Annotated in this window: 14 protein-coding genes and 2 tRNA genes; 8 read left to right on the top strand and 8 right to left on the bottom strand. The window is 28.5% G+C overall.

Features of this window, described 5'->3' with window-relative positions; genetic code table 11:
- Positions 1-105: 105 nt before the first annotated feature.
- From LPB136_RS01970 to LPB136_RS01955, 4 genes are read right to left on the bottom strand one after another with little or no spacing between them, the layout of a single operon-like run.
- On the bottom strand, positions 106-1,488 hold the full coding sequence (locus LPB136_RS01970) for a peptidylprolyl isomerase (RefSeq protein ID WP_072554527.1): 1,383 nt from the start codon (positions 1,486-1,488) through the stop codon (positions 106-108).
- Positions 1,451-2,311, bottom strand: a complete 861-nt coding sequence (locus tag LPB136_RS01965) for a hypothetical protein (protein ID WP_072554526.1) — start codon at positions 2,309-2,311, stop codon at positions 1,451-1,453. The genes LPB136_RS01970 and LPB136_RS01965 overlap by 38 nt, the downstream gene beginning before the upstream one ends.
- Positions 2,311-3,912 (bottom strand): peptidylprolyl isomerase, encoded by a 1,602-nt coding sequence (locus LPB136_RS01960; protein WP_072554525.1) that lies wholly within the window; start codon positions 3,910-3,912, stop codon positions 2,311-2,313. The genes LPB136_RS01965 and LPB136_RS01960 overlap by 1 nt, the downstream gene beginning before the upstream one ends.
- Before the next feature lie 13 nt (positions 3,913-3,925).
- The gene (locus tag LPB136_RS01955) at positions 3,926-4,207 is read right to left on the bottom strand and encodes a DUF493 family protein (protein ID WP_072554524.1); all 282 of its coding nucleotides are present in this window, start codon (positions 4,205-4,207) and stop codon (positions 3,926-3,928) included.
- A gap of 87 nt (positions 4,208-4,294) precedes the next feature.
- On the opposite strand from LPB136_RS01955, the gene LPB136_RS01950 reads away from it, so the two are divergent.
- The 5 genes from LPB136_RS01950 (at position 4,295) to LPB136_RS01930 (ending at position 8,771) form a co-directional block, all read left to right on the top strand.
- Positions 4,295-4,837, top strand: a complete 543-nt coding sequence (locus LPB136_RS01950) for an AAA family ATPase (protein WP_072554523.1) — start codon at positions 4,295-4,297, stop codon at positions 4,835-4,837.
- On the top strand, positions 4,834-6,711 hold the full coding sequence (locus LPB136_RS01945) for a RecQ family ATP-dependent DNA helicase (RefSeq protein WP_072554522.1): 1,878 nt from the start codon (positions 4,834-4,836) through the stop codon (positions 6,709-6,711). Before LPB136_RS01950 ends, LPB136_RS01945 begins: the two co-directional genes overlap by 4 nt.
- Positions 6,708-7,652 carry a methionyl-tRNA formyltransferase gene (gene fmt, locus LPB136_RS01940; protein WP_204218355.1) on the top strand — a complete coding sequence of 315 codons (945 nt, stop codon included), beginning with the start codon at positions 6,708-6,710 and terminating at the stop codon, positions 7,650-7,652. Before LPB136_RS01945 ends, fmt begins: the two co-directional genes overlap by 4 nt.
- Before the next feature lie 186 nt (positions 7,653-7,838).
- Positions 7,839-8,111: an HU family DNA-binding protein gene (locus LPB136_RS01935; protein WP_072554520.1), complete on the top strand. Its 273-nt coding sequence runs from the start codon at positions 7,839-7,841 to the stop codon at positions 8,109-8,111.
- Between the two features lie 102 nt (positions 8,112-8,213).
- Positions 8,214-8,771, top strand: coding sequence for a YqgE/AlgH family protein (locus LPB136_RS01930; RefSeq protein WP_072554519.1), 558 nt, complete (start codon positions 8,214-8,216; stop codon positions 8,769-8,771).
- A gap of 4 nt (positions 8,772-8,775) precedes the next feature.
- Here the strand turns inward: LPB136_RS01930 and LPB136_RS01925 are convergent, their stop codons facing one another.
- Together LPB136_RS01925 and LPB136_RS01920 are read right to left on the bottom strand one after the other, a co-directional pair.
- Positions 8,776-9,609, bottom strand: coding sequence for an aminotransferase class IV (locus tag LPB136_RS01925; RefSeq protein WP_072554518.1), 834 nt, complete (start codon positions 9,607-9,609; stop codon positions 8,776-8,778).
- Between the two features lie 100 nt (positions 9,610-9,709).
- A complete protein-coding gene (locus LPB136_RS01920) occupies positions 9,710-10,090 on the bottom strand; it encodes an START-like domain-containing protein (protein WP_072556875.1) in 381 nt (126 codons plus the stop codon).
- A gap of 108 nt (positions 10,091-10,198) precedes the next feature.
- Here LPB136_RS01920 and LPB136_RS01915 point away from each other — a divergent pair.
- Positions 10,199-10,272 (top strand) — tRNA-Met (locus tag LPB136_RS01915).
- A 14-nt stretch (positions 10,273-10,286) separates the two neighbouring features.
- On the opposite strand, the gene LPB136_RS01910 is transcribed toward LPB136_RS01915, so the two are convergent.
- Positions 10,287-10,721, bottom strand: coding sequence for a GNAT family N-acetyltransferase (locus tag LPB136_RS01910; protein ID WP_072554517.1), 435 nt, complete (start codon positions 10,719-10,721; stop codon positions 10,287-10,289).
- Between the two features lie 59 nt (positions 10,722-10,780).
- Here LPB136_RS01910 and LPB136_RS01905 point away from each other — a divergent pair, with 59 nt between their 5' ends.
- Both LPB136_RS01905 and LPB136_RS01900 read left to right on the top strand, forming a co-directional pair.
- Entirely contained in the window at positions 10,781-11,227 is a 447-nt protein-coding gene (locus LPB136_RS01905) for a GNAT family N-acetyltransferase (protein ID WP_072554516.1), read from the top strand.
- 61 nt (positions 11,228-11,288) lie between these two features.
- Positions 11,289-11,361: transfer RNA gene (locus tag LPB136_RS01900), tRNA-Gly, on the top strand.
- A 41-nt stretch (positions 11,362-11,402) separates the two neighbouring features.
- Here the strand turns inward: LPB136_RS01900 and LPB136_RS01895 are convergent.
- Positions 11,403-13,823: an O-antigen ligase family protein gene (locus LPB136_RS01895; RefSeq protein WP_072554515.1), complete on the bottom strand. Its 2,421-nt coding sequence runs from the start codon at positions 13,821-13,823 to the stop codon at positions 11,403-11,405.
- Positions 13,824-13,827 lie beyond the last annotated feature (4 nt).

Here is a 13,827-nt window from a genome sequence, read left to right as displayed (position 1 = left end):
AGTCAAAGCCTCAAGGAAATCTTTTTTTTAACTGAAATTCCCGCTTGGTGTATCTTTTTTGATAGACTAAAAGCGGGAATGACAATATAGTAAATTTATTTATTTTTACTTATTTTCTTTCTTCCAATCTTTTTTAAATGTACATTTTTTAAAGTCGGAATTAAGTTTAATATACGTATCACTAATTTTTTCTTTAGACCACTTATCAATGGTTTCTTCTTTCTTTTTAGCCAAAGCTAATTGCTGTACTTTAACATAATCATTTACCAATTCTGCTGTATGCGTATCGGTTCTATCTCTCATTAAAATTACTTTGTACATTTTTTCTCCTCCACGAGTTTCATCATAAAAAGGTTCTGTAATTTCTCCTTTTTTAAGATCATTAACTCTACCATACAATTCTGGATCCATACGAGTTAATTCCCAAGTAGTTTCTCCTGAATAAGGATTCATTAAAATACCTCCATTATTCTTAGTCTCATCATCTTCAGAGTATTTTTTAACTGCCTCTTCAAAGGTAATTTTATTTTCTAAAATTTCTTTTCTTAATTTCTCTACTTCTGCCTTAGTTTCTGAAAGCTTATCATCAGAAATTTCTGGTTGCATTAAAATATGAGAAACCTCTCTACCTTGACCTTTAATTTTATGTAATAAGATTATATGATAACCAAAAATTGACTTAAATGGTTCAGAAATTTGCCCTTCATCTAAAGAAAAAGCAACTTCTTTAAACTCTTTTATAAATTGAGTTTCTTTGGTAATAACACCTAAATTACCACCATTTTTAGCTACAGATGGATCTGTAGAGTTTATAATGGCTTTTAACCTAAAAGATGCTCCATCTTTTTCTACTTGGTTTTTAATTTGATTTAGCTTAGCTATTACTCTTTCTGTTTCTTCCTTTGTTGGCTCTGCTCTTAATACTAATTGTGCTAATTCTATTTCTGCAGGAAACTCTGGAAGTTCGTTCTTTTCTTTTAAACCGTTAAAATATACACGTACTTCTTCTGGTGTAATATCTATACTTTCTGTTAGTTTATCTTGCTCTCCTTGAATTAATAAGTTTTCTTTTTGAACACGACCTAATTCCTCTTTCATATCTGTTAGACTATTAAAGCCGTAAGCTTTAATCATCTTTTCTTCACTACCATATTCTTGTGTAAAGTAGCCAATACTTCTATTAACACGGTCGTCAATTTGAGATTTTGTTACCATAACACTATCAATTACTGCATGGTGAGCTAATAATTTTTGTTGCATTAATTCCTCTAACATTTCACAGTCAGAAATCTCAATTTTACCTTCACTTCTTAATTTAACTTCTTCTTTAAATTTATCTATATCAGAATCTAAAACAATATTTTTCCCAACAACTACAGCAACACCGTCAATTTTCACTTTTTGAGCGTTTGCAGCTATAATTCCGAAGAAAAATAATAAGGTTAATAATTTAATATTCTTTAAAGTTTTCGTTTTGAATTGCATCATTTATCAGCGTTTTTTCAATCTCTCTAATTAATTCTAATTTACGTTTGTGTAAAATTAATTGTTTTATCTGTGGAGTAATGTAGCTTAAAGGTGCTAAATCATTTCTTTTTAAAACGTTTTTTACAGCGACCAAATATACATCTAAACTGTCTTCTTTTTGGATGAATTTGGATATTTTTAACAGTTTTTCTTTAGGTTCTTTTGCAAATGGAGGTATTTTTAACAAAACATTATCTAAAGACAACCAAGTACTATCTCTTAATCTAGATGATTTAAAGTTAATTCGTTGACTTTCTAAACTTTCCAAATCTTCTTCTTTACTAGATTTAAACTTTTTTACTATGCCTTTTTTATCTAACAACTCGCTGCCAAAATGAAGGTATTTAAGCTGAATAAGTTCTTCATTTAACTTGAAATTTTCTTTATTCTCTTTATAAAATTCTTCAATTTCATCTTCTAAAACCAAAGTATCTAACTCTTGTTTTATCAAACGTTCTTTGTACTCATTTATAAAAAGACTTTCTCTATAATTACTTACTAAAGAATTTATGTTTTCATTATTAGCTTCGGTTGCGTTTAATTCTGCTTTTTTCAGAAATAATTGTTGTTTTGCCCAAGAATTTATGAAGCTTTTTACCAAAACTACACTATCTTCTTTTGTAATGTTTTTAGGTAAAAAATTTTCAATATCTTTTTTATACAAGCTTGCATTATATACAGTTGCAATTGGCGTTTCTATTTCCTCTGCTTTTTTAGATTGAATTCCTAAATAATCACAAGACAAAAACACAAAACAAACTACTATGCAAACTATTTTTTTCATTATTGATTGTATTGTTTTTTAAACCTACGAAGGGCTTTTTTATTAATTTTAACTTTTGAGTTTTTATGCAGTTCTTCAATCCAATTATCTTTTAAAAAATCTTGATAAGCACTCATTGCCTTTCCTTTATTCTTAGAAAAATCCTGTCCTTTAAACTTAGTAGAAGTATTAAAAAATTCTTTTAAACCAAGGGTATCTTTAGCTGCTTTATCCCAAATTTTCTGCTTCATTAAATCAAACAGTAACAAATCATCTTTGTACCCTTTTAACGTTTTTTTATAAGCAGGTTCTGTATCAATTAAATGGTCTTTATAATATTTAATTACTTCTGAATCTTTAAAGCTCTTTAACAATGTATCAATAGTTAAATGTCGACGATGCTTTATATAAGAAGCAAACGTTTCTTGTGTTATTTCTTTATCATTAATAGTTAATAAAACACTTTGTAATTCTTCTGTTGGAAAATTTCTTCTGTCAGATTTTTTAAATATATCTAAAGCATTATCGTAAATTTTTATGTTATAATCTTTAGCTATTTTAGCAGCAATAGCATTGTTGTCTGAACGTGCTCTTCCACTACTCTTAATTTTTTTTGTTAAACTTTTTTTAGCATTTTCAAAAGATTGAACTGGGTGTTTTTTTAACAACTTAACAATATGCCAACCGTATTTAGTTTTAAATGGCTTGCTATAAGAATTAATTTCAACAAGATTAAACACTACATTTTCAAACTCCTCAACCATTTTCCCCGCTCCAAATCTTGGTAATTTACCACCGTTTCTAGCAGAACCTTTGTCTGTAGAATATTGCTTAGCTAGCTTTTCAAAACTTTCTCCTTTATTTAACTTTGCGTAAGCACTATCAATTTGTGCTTTACCTATAATTGATCTTTCGTCTATTAAAATATGAGCAACTTCAAACTCTCCTTTAGAAGATCTTAGGCCATCAACTTTTACAATATGATATCCAAAACGTGTTTTAAATGGTTTAGAAACTTCTCCTATTTTAGTTTTATATGCAGCATCTTCAAACGGATACACCATTTTAAAAGCAGAAAAATAACCCAAATTGCCATTATTTCTTTTTGCTGATGGATCTTCTGATACTTCAGCGGCTACTTTCTCAAAACTTTCTCCAGCTATAATTCTATTTCTATAGACAGTTATTTTATTAAAGTAACTTAAAGTATCGTTTGGTTTTGTGCCTTTAGGAAAACGAACTAAAATATGTTTAGCTTTAATTTCGTTTTTAGTTCTAAAATAAGCTTCTTCAACTAACTTTTCTAACATTGCATTGTCTTGTAAGTAAGGAGCTGCTAATTGGTTTTTATGGGTCGCTAATTCTCTTTTATAACTTCTTGAAGTATCTAATTTTAACGAATAGGCTTCTCTAACTTTTAATTTATAGTTTATATATAAATCTAAATATTTATCAATATTTTTAGAATCTTCATCTACAACTAAATCTAAATTTCTCTCGTATACATCTTTAAATTCTTCAACCGTTACCTTTTCATTATCAATACTAAAAAGTACTTCTCCTTTTTGAGAGAACATAGAAAAACTTACACATACACAAATAAAAAATAATATTTTTTTCATTTTTTTTAATTTACTATAATGAGATAATTCCTTTAATGCTTTCGGCCTTTTTATAATAAGATATAACTTTATCCGAACTTACTACCTTTAAAACTATAGAAACACTACAATATTTTCCTGTTTTAGATTTTTTTGTTTTTATAACTGCTCCTGCGTCATCAAATAAATCTTCGACTTCTTTTACTTGGTCTCCATCTGTTGGTACAATAAATTTGTACATGTAATCCGCAGGAAATTCTGTGGTATCATCTAACTGGGCTTTTAGCTTTATATAAAATGCTTTTTTGTCTTCCATAAATCTTTTCTGAAATTGTTTGCAAATAATAAGCCACAAAATTACACTATTTATTATTTTTAACCATTTAAATTTTACATTTGCTACATGCAACAAAAAATTGTTCTTATTGGAGGTCCAGGAACTGGAAAAACAACAGTGTTAAACGAATTGAAAAGTTTAGGCTTTTCTTGTATGGAAGAAGTTTCTAGAGAAGTAACCTTAAAAGCTCAAAAAGAAGGTATAGATCAACTATTCTTAACACAGCCATTATTATTTAGCGAAAAATTGTTAGAAGGAAGAATTCAACAATTTGTAGACGCTCATAAAAGTGAGCAGAAACACGTATTTTTTGATAGAGGAATACCTGACGTTTATGCTTATATGGATTTCTTTAAAACGGATTATCCAGAAAACTTCAAAGAAAAAGGTAAAAAATATAATTACACCAAGCTTTTTATTTTTCCTCCTTGGAAAAACATATACATTTCTGATAATGAGCGATATGAAACTTTTGAACAGTCTCAAGAAATTGACACTTTTCTAAGAAATGCATACGAAGAAATTGGTTATTCTTTAATTGAAGTTCCTTTTGGAAGTATTAAAGATAGAACAAACTTTATTTTAAATCATTTGGATTTAAAAGTATGATTTCTCCTTTAGAAATACTACAACAATATTGGAAGCACACTAGTTTTAGAGAACCGCAAGCGGAAATAATAAACGCTGTATTAGCAAAACAAAACACCATTGCTTTATTGCCAACTGGTGGCGGGAAATCTGTTTGTTTTCAGGTTCCTGGAGTTATTTTAGATGGAATTTGCATTGTTATTTCTCCACTTATTGCACTAATGCAAGATCAAGTTGAAGGTTTACAAAAACGCGGAATTAAAGCAACTACTATTCCTTCAAAAAGTACACCCGACGAAATTGTTACCATTTTTGATAACTTAAAATTTGGTAGTTATAAATTCTTATACATTTCTCCTGAACGCCTACAGTCTCGTTTAATTCAACAAAAAATAAAAGAATTAAACGTTTCTATAATTGCAATTGATGAAGCGCATTGTATTTCTGAATGGGGTCACGATTTTAGACCTTCCTACAGAAACATTAGTAAACTAAGAGAATTAAAACCAGAAGCTACAACTATTGCCTTAACAGCTTCTGCAACCAAAAAGGTTTTAGAAGATATTTCTAAAAGTTTGGCTTTAGAAAAGCCAAAAATCTTTAAAAAATCGTTTTTTAGAGACAATTTAGCATATCAAATTTATACAATTGAAGATAAACTGTATCGATTAAAACAAATTTTCACCAAGACAACATCTCCAGCGATTGTTTATGTTAATTCAAGAAAAAAGACAGCACAAATTTCTAATTTTTTAAATGCTAACGGATTTAAAAGTAGTTTTTACAACGGAGGTTTATCTAACATAGAAAAACAAGTTGCTTTTGAAAATTGGATGACTGAAAAAACACCAATTATGGTGGCAACAAATGCTTTTGGAATGGGAATTGACAAAGCTAATGTTAAAGTTGTTGTGCATTACGATTTTCCGAATAGTATAGAAAACTACCTCCAAGAAGCAGGAAGAGCCGGTAGAAATGGAAAAAAATCTTTTGCAGTATTACTAAAAAACGCAAATGATATTAGATCTTTTAAGGAACAAACTGAAATGTCGCTTCCATCTCTTAGCGAGGTTAAAGAAATTCACAAAAAATTATACCAAAATTTTCAAATTGCAAAAGGAGAATTATTAGAAACAATTTACGATTTCAATTTTTTAGAATTCTGCAAAAAATATAACTTTACGCCCTCAAAAGCAGCAACAGTACTTACTCTTTTAGTTAACAATGGTATTATTGAAGTTACAAATAACTTTGCAAAAAAATCTTCTTTGCTGTTTAATGCAAATAGCTCTAAAATATTAAATCATAAATCCGACAAGCATTTTATTAAGACCTTATTAAGAAGCTATGGTGGCTTGTTTGAGCAAGAAACTAAAATTAACGAATTTATATTAGCAAAAAAAGCAGGTATAACTTCCAATCAAGTAATTACTAATTTAGAGCGCCTGGATACTGAAGGTTTACTTACTTACAAACAAGCAACAAACAATTCTGAAGTTAAATTCTTACAAGCAAGAGAAGATGACAGAACAATAAATAGAAATTCAAGAGAAATAACACAATTTCTAAGTCAGAAAAAGCAAAAAGCAGCAAATATTGTAGCATTTATTGAAAACGACTCAATCTGCAGAAATATTCAACTACTCTCCTATTTTGGCGAAAAAAAAGCTGCTAAATGTAAAATGTGTGATGTTTGTTTAGCAGAACAAAAAACAAAATCAACTATTTCAGAAAAAGAAATTTTAACTTTAATTACTGAAAAAGAACTTCTTTCTTCTAAGGAAATATGTACATTTTTAGACGCAGATGAACAAGACATTTTGGTACATTTGCGACAACTTTTATCCGAAGAAAAACTTGGGTTAAATAATCAGAATAAATTCTACAAAAAATGAGAGATTTACGCATCGTATTTATGGGAACACCCGATTTTGCTGTAACTATTTTACAACATTTGGTTGAAAACAAATACAACGTTGTTGGTGTTATAACCGCGGTTGATAAACCTGCAGGACGTGGAAGAAAATTAAATGAATCTGCAGTAAAAAAATATGCACGCTCTCAAAACCTACCAATTCTTCAACCTAAAAATTTAAAAAACACAGCATTTCAAGAGGAATTAAAGGCTTTAAATGCTAATTTACAAATTGTAGTTGCTTTTAGAATGTTACCAAAAACAGTTTGGAACATGCCAAAATACGGCACCTTTAATTTACACGCCTCTTTATTGCCAGATTACCGAGGTGCTGCACCAATACATTGGGCAATTATAAACGGAGAAACAAAAACTGGCGTTACTACTTTCTTTATTGATGATAAAATTGATACAGGAGAAATTATATTACAATCAGAAATTGATATTAAAAACAATGAAACGGTTGGAGAGCTACACGACAAATTAATGCATCTTGGTGCTCATTTGGTTTCAGAAACTGTAGATTTAATTGCAAAAGAAGAAGTAAAAACAACCAAACAACCCGAATTAGAAGAAAAATCTGCCCCAAAATTGTATCCACATAATTGTAGAATAGATTGGTCTTTACCTTTAAACGTAATTTATAACAAGATACGAGGCTTAAATCCTTTTCCGGCAGCTTGGACATTAATACATACTAATAATGAAGAAATAAGCGCTAAAATTTACGCTGTTAGTAAAGAAGAGGAAAATCATTCTTTAGAAGTTGGAACTTTAATTACAACAAAAAAAGAACTAAAAGTTGCAGTTAGTAATGGCTACCTTATTATAGATGAGATTAAACTTTCTGGGAAGAAAAAAATGGACTCTAGAAGTCTTTTAAATGGCTTTCAATTTTCAGAAAACTCAAAAATGCTTTAAGCCCAACAACAGCAAGGTATTGACGTATTTTGTCTTTTTTAGCGTCCGTTATTAACAATTTAGTGTCATTTATTAACAAAACACCCTTTTTTTTGAGCTAAAACTTGCGCAAACCCTTATTCCGTCTATATTTGTTGAGCTATACAAAGCGAAAAATAATATTAATTTAAAAAAATCACTCAGATTATGAACAAATCAGATTTAATCGACGCAATGGCTGCTGATGCAGGAATTTCAAAAGCTTCAGCAAAAGCTGCTTTAGACTCTTTAACAGATAACGTAACTTCTACTTTAAAAAAAGGAGGAAAAGTATCTTTAGTTGGATGGGGAACTTGGTCAGTATCTAAAAGAGCTGCAAGAACTGGTAGAAATCCACAAACTGGAAAAGCTATTGAAATCGCTGCTAAAAATGTAGCTAAATTTAAAGCTGGAGCAGGTTTATCTAAAGCTGTAAACTAAAAAAAACTAAAGTTTTTTTATATAAAAAGCTCTCTTATTTTTAAGAGAGTTTTTTTATTTGCTAAAAATCACTACTTTTAATATATCATAACCTAAAAGTGAATGACTACCCTAAAACCAACAAAAGGAAGATTATTAATTGCTGAACCTTCTATTTTAAACGATAATTCGTTTAAAAGATCTATTGTGCTTCTTACTGAACATACAGATAAAAATACTGTTGGTTTTATTTTAAACAGACCTTTACCTTATACTGTTAACGATTTAATACCTGAAATAGATTGTAATTTTACAGTGTTTCAAGGAGGTCCTGTAGAGCAGGATAATTTATATTTTGTACATAATGTTCCAGATTTAATTCCCAATAGTATAGAAGTTGCTAATGGCATTTATTGGGGTGGCAATTTTGAGTCTTTAAAAGCTTTATTAATTAATAAATTAATAAAAAGTAATGAGATTCGTTTTTTCTTAGGCTATTCTGGATGGGGATCAAATCAATTAAATAGTGAATTAACAACCAATTCTTGGTTTATTTCTGAAAATGATTTTCCTAATATTTTTGCTACAGACAATGAGACCATTTGGAAAAATAAATTACTTCAAAAAGGTGGTAAATACAAACTTTGGGCAAATGCACCGAGTGATATTAACCTAAATTAAGCAATTACTTCCCGGTAATTTCAAGTAATTTTAAGCTACCTTGAAGCTTAGAACTAACTTCTTTAGAAAATTCTTTCTTTCTATATCTAGTTATAGGTTGAATTCCAATAATTGCATTGGTTATAAAAACCTCATCTGCTTTTTGAATTTCGAAAGGAGAAATAACAGTTTCTTCAATATTAAAATCAGGATGTTTTTCAATAATATCAATCACCTTTTTTCTAACAATTCCTTTAATACAACCTTCAGTTATTGCTGGTGTTTTAATTGTTTTTCCTTTAATTATAAAAATATTTCCGTTTGTAACTTCTACCACACCTTTGCGTTCATTTAATAAAACACAATTATCAAAATCATTTTCAGAAGCATAAATACTTGCAAGTGTATTTACCATTCTATTATTTGTTTTTATGGTTGATAAAAGTCCAGAAAAATTATAAAAATCTTTATATAAATCAATTGAATAAGATTCTTTAGTCTGAAAAGTATTAGTTGAAACCTCAATTAAAAAATCGACTTTATTTGTTTTTGGCGTGTATAAACCTCCGTCTTTTCTATAAACAGTTAAACGCGCTCTAAAAGAGCTAGATTTCTCTTGTGCAGCAATAGTTTTTAAAATTTCTTGCTCAAGAAATTCTAATGTAAAATGCATTGGTATTTTCATTCGTAACATTCTCATTGAAGCCATTAAACGAAAATAATGATCTTCAAAAAAAACTACTTTTCCGTTACTTATTTTAATGGTTTCAAAAATAGCATCTCCATACTTAAACCCTCTATTTTCTATAGAAATATTTACATTTTCAGTTTGAGATAAATCTCCGTTATAATTAATCATTCAATAAAATTTTACAGCGCGAAGTTAGTATATTTCAATTAGAAATAGATACAAAAAAACTCGACAAATTGCCGAGTTTAACTTTTTATTTTGAGGGCTTTTAAGCGCCAATTGTATGTCTTAATTCTTCAATTTGGTTTTCCCATAGTTGTTTAGACTCTTCTACTTCATCTTCATCAGCAAAATCTGTAACTATTAACGACACGTCTTTAGTAAGAGCATCTACCTGAATTTTAATTTCAAAATAGCTTTCATCATCTTCACTTTCTAGCCATTTAAATCTAATTCTCTCTCCAGATTTTTTTGTAACAATCTCTGCCTGTTCCTCTGTTCCATCCCATTCAAAAGTAACTACCTTACCTCTCGCGTTTACTTTATCTGCAAACCATTCCTCTAAATTTGATGGTGAAGAAATGTATTGATACAACATACTAGGAGAAGCATGTATAGGAATTTCTAAATCGTACTTAATTTTACTCATATTAGCTGTTTGTTTGGCCGTCAAGATAAGTATTAATTCTTTTTAAAAAAAATTAAGCACATACTCTTGTTAAAGAGTAAAATTAAATTATATTTGCACCCGCAATCAGGCGAGGTAGCTCAGTTGGTTAGAGCGCAGGATTCATAACCCTGAGGTCACGGGTTCAAATCCCGTCTTCGCTACAAAATCCCGAATTTTAATTCGGGATTTTTTTATACATAACAAAATGCTTTCCTATCTGATTAACTGTAAAAGGATTGCCAATAATTTCAAATCCTTTTTTTATATAAAAATCGAGTGCAATTTCTCTAGCATTACACCAAACACACTCAATATTCATAGTTTTTAATTGTAAAATTACTTCATCAATAATTTTTGAACCAAACCCCAAACCTCTTACTTCATTTATTGTTGCCATGCCTCTTAACTGATATTGATTCTTAAATGACAACAAGTTACTTTCAGTTTTCATCAACGAAGCAATTCCTACTAACTTCTCATTTTTAAAAGCTCCTAAATGAATAGTTTCTTCATTAAAATCACCATCAAACTTAAAAGGTAAATCGACACCTTCTCTTAAAACGAATTGTCTAATAATGTATGTTTCTTCCGCAGAAATAGTTTTTATCATTTTATTTTTTTCTATTGGAAAGGAAATGTACAAATAATATATTTACAAAAAATATTTACATGAGTATTCTAATTGAACCAATAGCATCAAAAGATATATTACAAATAATGCCTCTTTTACAAAAACTGAACATTAAAACTCCTAAAGATATTTTAGAAAAACGTGTTAAAGAAATGGCATCACTTGCTAATTATGAATGCATTGGATTATTTCTAAACAATCAATTAGTTGGTATTTCAGGGCTATGGTACTCAACAAGACACTACATAGGGAAAAGCGCAGAACCAGACCATGTTATTATTGATGAAGTGCATAGAGGTAAAAAATTAGGTAAGCAGTTTTTTAGTTGGATAAATAATTATGTTAAATCCAAAGGTTGTGAAGCAATTGAATTAAACACGTATGTAGGTAATAATCAATCTCATAAGTTTTATTATAATGAAGGTTATAATATATATGGGTTTCATTTTTTAAAAGTATTGAGGGAAGACAATAAATTTTATTAATTTTTTTCTAAAAAAAGGTTGCATAACTAAAAATAGGTCTTATATTTGCAGCTCTTTACCCGCGAAAGTAGCTCAGTTGGTAGAGCGTCAGCCTTCCAAGCTGAATGTCGCCAGTTCGAACCTGGTCTTTCGCTCAAAAAAAATCCGAAACTAAATAGTTTTGGATTTTTTGTTTTTATTTATATTTTGATTCGGGCAAACTCATTGCTTGTGGAAACTCCTTTGCTCTTGAAGCTCTATAATCTGCTTTTGCTTTTTCTTTTTGACCTAATTTCTCATAACTTAAAGCCCTACAATACTCAGCCTTACCGTCTTTAAATATATTTTTATCTATTGACTCTGTTAGGTACTTTATTGATGACTCATAATTTTTTAAACTTAACTCCATAACACCTAAATAAAATACTGCAAAATGATCATTAGAGTTATTTTTAAGTAATTTTAAAAGTAGAGCTTTAGCCTCATTAAAGTTACCTTTATTGTAATAAGTAATTACTTCATCATATAGTTTTTTTGTGGCCTCTTTATTAATATAACTATTTACGTTTTTATGCTTTTGAAATTTTTGTTTAGCCTCTAATAGATTTAGTGTTTTCATATAGAAAATCCCTGTATCTAAAGTTTTAATTGCAGCATTAATATCTCTATTCTTCTTATAAAAATAATCTGTTTTATTTATCCATTCTTGACCATCCTTATAATTAAAAGATGTATATCTATTCATTAAATTCTCTAGCTTTGAACTATCCTTTGTTGCTTTATATATGTTCTTAAGCATGGTATAATTAAACTTATAAGATGGGTAAACTTTAAATACTTCTTTAAAATAATATTCTGCACTATCTAGCTGTTTAAGCCCTTTTATATAGATTTCAGCCTTTTGTTTCTTAATTAAAAAATTATGGCTTTTAGGATTTGTTGCCTTAGTTAATATATCTAAAGCAGTATCATATTTCTTATCTTTAGCAGCGTATGTTGCTAAATAATATTTCATTTTTATCCCATCTTGATCTAAAACTGGATAATCTTTTATCAAACTATTCATTTCTGAATAAGTAAAACTATAATCTCCACGTTTTTTTAAAACTTTTTCGTTTTTAATAGCGGTATTTATACTGTAAGCTTTAAAAACCAAATAATTAGAAAATACCGATATTATTGATAATAAAATAACTGGAATAAAAAGAAAACTTACTATTTTAGATTCTTCGTCCTCTTCTTTAGCTGAATGATTTAAAGCTAGAATAAAACCAGCAACAAGTACAAAAAACAATTGAACAGGAACCCTTTCTAAAGGAAAGTTAAAAAACGCATCTATTGAATAAGCTAAGCCAGAAAGCAATAAAAACAATACAACTTCTTTATTCTCTTTTTTAAATTGAATAAAACCTAACCTTATTATAAATAAAAACACCAACATATAAAGTAAACCTCCTATAATTCCTGTTTCAACAAATTTCTCAAAGTAATCGTTATGAACTCTAATTGGCTTCGAAAACTTTCCTTTAGAACTTGTTTTCCTTACAAAATAATCTTTATGAGGATATATTTTAAAGTTTCCATAACCTATGCCTAACAAAGGATTTTCTTTAAAAATTTCAGCTGCTGAATTCCAAATATTAGATCTTCCTGATGCTTTTAATAATGCAGTAGCAAAACTTTCTTTTTCTTTCTTGATGTTAACAGAAACACTATCCACTTTTGGAAATTTAGCGATAAATCTTTCTTTCTTTTTATAATCATTGGAAACAAAACCAAATGAAGACTTTAAAGAATTCATTTTGCTTTTATCAATTCTATTAACATTCAACATTAACAACATTGAAAAAATTGGCAGCAATATTAAACACGTTAAATTGACAATATTTTCTTTCTTACTCTTATTCTTTAATAAAAATAAACGTGTTCCAACAGTTATAATAAATATCACTACAATTGATAATATAGCTGTTCTTGATCCAGAAAAATATAAAGATAAAAGGGTAGTAAAAGCTATTAGTAAACTAAAGTATTTCCAAATTTTATTTTTACAATTTAAAAATAAATATAATGCAAAAGGCAATTTAACTACTAAACTCGCAGTAAAAATATTAATATTCCCATAGTAATGTAAAAAATTTTTATATAGCTCTTGAGTTCTTGGTTTTCTGTAATTACCTATAAAATATTCCAAAGTCACAAATGAGTTGTATGCTAATAATACCACACATACTTTACTCACAAATCCAAAAAAATCTTTTGGATTACTTTTAACTAATGTAAAAACTACAAAGGTTGCTACAATAACATTTATTAATCTTGATATATGAACCAAACTTTCACTAACAATTGTAGCTTGAAAAATTGATACAAGTGAAGCAATAAAAAATAAAAAGAATATTAAAAAGAACTGTTTGGTACTTTTACCAATATTAAATGGCTTTAAAATATCTTTTTGAGAATAAATAAAGCCTAATGAAATAATATTTAATACAGAAAAGTATAACCATTGAAAACCTTCGTATTCAATTTCTACAACTTTTGGAGACAATCCTACAACTAAATAAAGTAGTAAAATAATCTTTGATATTAAGGAAGTGTTTTGAGTTTTGTTCATCTTT

Origin of the sequence: Tenacibaculum todarodis (assembly GCF_001889045.1) — a bacterium.
Classification (GTDB): Bacteria; Bacteroidota; Bacteroidia; order Flavobacteriales; family Flavobacteriaceae; genus Polaribacter; species Polaribacter todarodis.
Note: the sequence above shows the minus strand (reverse complement) of the source record. Positions and strands in the feature narration are given on the sequence as shown.

Coding starts and splice junctions, on each gene's coding strand:
- LPB136_RS01905 (WP_072554516.1), top strand. CDS start 10,781: ATGAGTATTCTAATTGAACCAATAGCATCAAAAGATATATTACAAATA.
- LPB136_RS01895 (WP_072554515.1), bottom strand. CDS start 13,823: ATGAACAAAACTCAAAACACTTCCTTAATATCAAAGATTATTTTACTA.
- LPB136_RS01925 (WP_072554518.1), bottom strand. CDS start 9,609: ATGATTAATTATAACGGAGATTTATCTCAAACTGAAAATGTAAATATT.
- LPB136_RS01935 (WP_072554520.1), top strand. CDS start 7,839: ATGAACAAATCAGATTTAATCGACGCAATGGCTGCTGATGCAGGAATT.
- fmt (WP_204218355.1), top strand. CDS start 6,708: ATGAGAGATTTACGCATCGTATTTATGGGAACACCCGATTTTGCTGTA.
- LPB136_RS01930 (WP_072554519.1), top strand. CDS start 8,214: ATGACTACCCTAAAACCAACAAAAGGAAGATTATTAATTGCTGAACCT.
- LPB136_RS01960 (WP_072554525.1), bottom strand. CDS start 3,912: ATGAAAAAAATATTATTTTTTATTTGTGTATGTGTAAGTTTTTCTATG.
- LPB136_RS01970 (WP_072554527.1), bottom strand. CDS start 1,488: ATGATGCAATTCAAAACGAAAACTTTAAAGAATATTAAATTATTAACC.
- LPB136_RS01955 (WP_072554524.1), bottom strand. CDS start 4,207: ATGGAAGACAAAAAAGCATTTTATATAAAGCTAAAAGCCCAGTTAGAT.
- LPB136_RS01950 (WP_072554523.1), top strand. CDS start 4,295: ATGCAACAAAAAATTGTTCTTATTGGAGGTCCAGGAACTGGAAAAACA.
- LPB136_RS01965 (WP_072554526.1), bottom strand. CDS start 2,311: ATGAAAAAAATAGTTTGCATAGTAGTTTGTTTTGTGTTTTTGTCTTGT.
- LPB136_RS01910 (WP_072554517.1), bottom strand. CDS start 10,721: ATGATAAAAACTATTTCTGCGGAAGAAACATACATTATTAGACAATTC.
- LPB136_RS01945 (WP_072554522.1), top strand. CDS start 4,834: ATGATTTCTCCTTTAGAAATACTACAACAATATTGGAAGCACACTAGT.
- LPB136_RS01920 (WP_072556875.1), bottom strand. CDS start 10,090: ATGAGTAAAATTAAGTACGATTTAGAAATTCCTATACATGCTTCTCCT.